The following is a 2,400-nucleotide window of genomic DNA, read 5'->3' on the forward strand; positions in this document are numbered from 1 at the left end:
TATACCAAAGACAATATTCATCCACAAATTTGACGGTTTGTTTGGGTGGACGAGGCTCTACCATGCTCTGTGTCTTCGTTCTGGGCTTTTTACATCCTTATACTACCGCGATAGTGACACAACAGGGATAGAGATATGTTTGCGTAAAAAAGCCGTCTATATAATATGACGACTGAGGGAGGCGATCGGATTTAGTGTTAGATGGGGATATTTGGATGGGGAGGGGGATGTAGGTTATAGTTCTTCAGGCAGTGTCGTCACCATTTGCAGATTTTGGCATCGACTTAATTAATGCCCTGAGTACCTTATTAACAGATTCTGGCGTTGTAAAAACTTGAGCAACATCTTCATCTAAAACCACAACTTTTAATAGTTGCTTTCCATCACGAGTTGCAAAACGATTTGGCTTTGCCTTTTTATAATCAAAGTGGTACTCACCTAGAAGCTCATCATTTGCATTTTGTGACTCTTCAAAAGGCGTTTTGCTCATAGTCTTCACGCTCTCTTCGAGTGGCTAAACGGGCACTGATAATACGAATGGCGTTAGGGCGTTCTGTGAAAGAAATTATTAGCAAGCGATTGTTTTGAGAATGCCCAATAATAATCTCTCGCTTCTCACCCACTGAGTGAGCTTCATCATCAAAAATCACTGCTAGCACATTATCGAAGACAGTCTTGGCTTCTTCAAAGCTGACACTGTGCTTCTTGAGGTTAGTAACTGCTTTTGACTCATCCCACTCAAATTCCATGTCCTAATCATAAGCGATCGCCTTTCATCACACACACTTTTATTTATCAAGGTTGTATCCGGTGGTAGCGATCGCTTTTCTCAAAGATGTTTAACGGCTAAAGTGAGCGGCAGTAGATGTGACCGAAACGAAGACGATGACTCTATACTGTCCGCTCCACTGTTTTGTTAGCCCACCCTGAGTCATTATTGCTATGCTTCTGAGATTGATCGATTTCCATTAAAAATACTCCTTCGCACTTAATTGCAACTTATTCATACAAAACAATGAATCCTCTAATTACATTCACTATTCCATTAGGGGACTTCACAAAAGTTAGGCTGGTGTTTCATAATCTTTGCTACAACTTACAAACCATTCTTAGCCGATCTAATATCCAACAGGTTAATTCTGTCTATCTTGCTTGCATGTATAATAATGTGCAATTTTGCTGGATATTTAAACCGCATCTCACTAATTCTAAACGTCCAAAGCATTATCTTCAACAACTCTTCATCACTGATGTTTTTGTGTTCTTTGATGCGTGTTATTCCTGAACCAAATATAGGAACTGAGACGCTCTTTTGTGCGTACACCCTATTAACCTTATCCCAGAATCTAATTAAAAAACCGAGATAATCTGGCATTGTCAGCCAAGCTCTATTTTGCTCATCAAACTTTGAGAACGCAGTCAAAAGATATTCGTTGTAAACACAGACAGTGCCAATACTATATCGTTTTTTCTTACCAAATCTTCTAGCTGTATTTTCATCTAAAGTTTCATCATCATCGAACGAATAGTTCTCTATGTATTTGTCTAATTCGGGTACAGGAATGTCAAGATGCTTGGCAATAAAAATTCCATTGAGCGACTGTTGAGAAATTATCTTGTCATCGACCTGAGTATCAAAATACTCATTAAATGCAATGATTTTGAATCCAGGCTGCTTAAAAATGTTACCTTTCTTTACGGATACAATGCTTCCCTCGACATCTAGATTGACTTCTTCTAAGTAATTGGATTTAAGCTACAGAAAGGCATATATAACAAGTAGTATTGCTGCAAAAATGATGCCAAGTGTTAGTTTTACCTCTTTAGGTATCTCAAAAAATATCAGTAGAAGAGAAAGCCCTACACTTATCCATGATGTAAATTCTAGGAATTGTTTGACAATTCTATTATCAAGCAAATTAACTTTGACCAAAGCCTCCTCCTAAACTTCAATTTTCTTGTTTTTTACCAAAGGCTGTCATACCAACGGTTAAGACATTGTTATTGATAAAAATACACATCTGGTGTTGTTTTCGTGTTTGTCATGAAGTCATTATTTTTCAGCGCCTCAGTAATAAGATATTTATTCATCGGGACATGTAAAGTTGGAACTTTATTCATTGAGTCCCTTAGTATCGGTAGCAGAAATATTGAATGCTGATACAAAACTTTACATATATAGTTACACTAACTCTATTAAGCCTAAAATAGTCAGCATGACATCATCTCCTCAAACCAATGAACGTAACTGATTTTCTGACACATGCAAGATTGTAAATAGCGGAATTTATCTAATAGTGTATGTCCCCATTGTTGTGGAATAGATAATAACTGTAAAATTAGATAGGCGATTAAACTAACAAAAATTTGTATGGTGATGCCATTCACGTTCTTAGTAAT

Annotated in this window: 3 protein-coding genes and 1 pseudogene; all 4 read right to left on the minus strand. The window is 37.1% G+C overall.

Annotated elements, in window-relative coordinates; translation table 11 throughout:
* Window positions 1-244 precede the first annotated feature (244 nt).
* Window positions 245-490 (minus strand): hypothetical protein, encoded by a 246-nt coding sequence (locus tag IQ259_RS26835; RefSeq protein ID WP_193889014.1) that lies wholly within the window; start codon window positions 488-490, stop codon window positions 245-247.
* Window positions 471-749: a BrnT family toxin gene (locus tag IQ259_RS26840; RefSeq protein WP_190708865.1), complete on the minus strand. Its 279-nt coding sequence runs from the start codon at window positions 747-749 to the stop codon at window positions 471-473. Before IQ259_RS26840 ends, IQ259_RS26835 begins: the two co-directional genes overlap by 20 nt.
* Before the next feature lie 347 nt (window positions 750-1,096).
* Window positions 1,097-1,708, minus strand: coding sequence for a macro domain-containing protein (locus tag IQ259_RS27845; protein WP_370568084.1), 612 nt, complete (start codon window positions 1,706-1,708; stop codon window positions 1,097-1,099).
* Between the two features lie 503 nt (window positions 1,709-2,211).
* Window positions 2,212-2,400: pseudogene (locus tag IQ259_RS26845) on the minus strand (IS4 family transposase); the annotation flags it as partial.

It is taken from the genome of Fortiea sp. LEGE XX443, from assembly GCF_015206815.1.
GTDB lineage: Bacteria > Cyanobacteriota > Cyanobacteriia > Cyanobacteriales > Nostocaceae > Nostoc_B.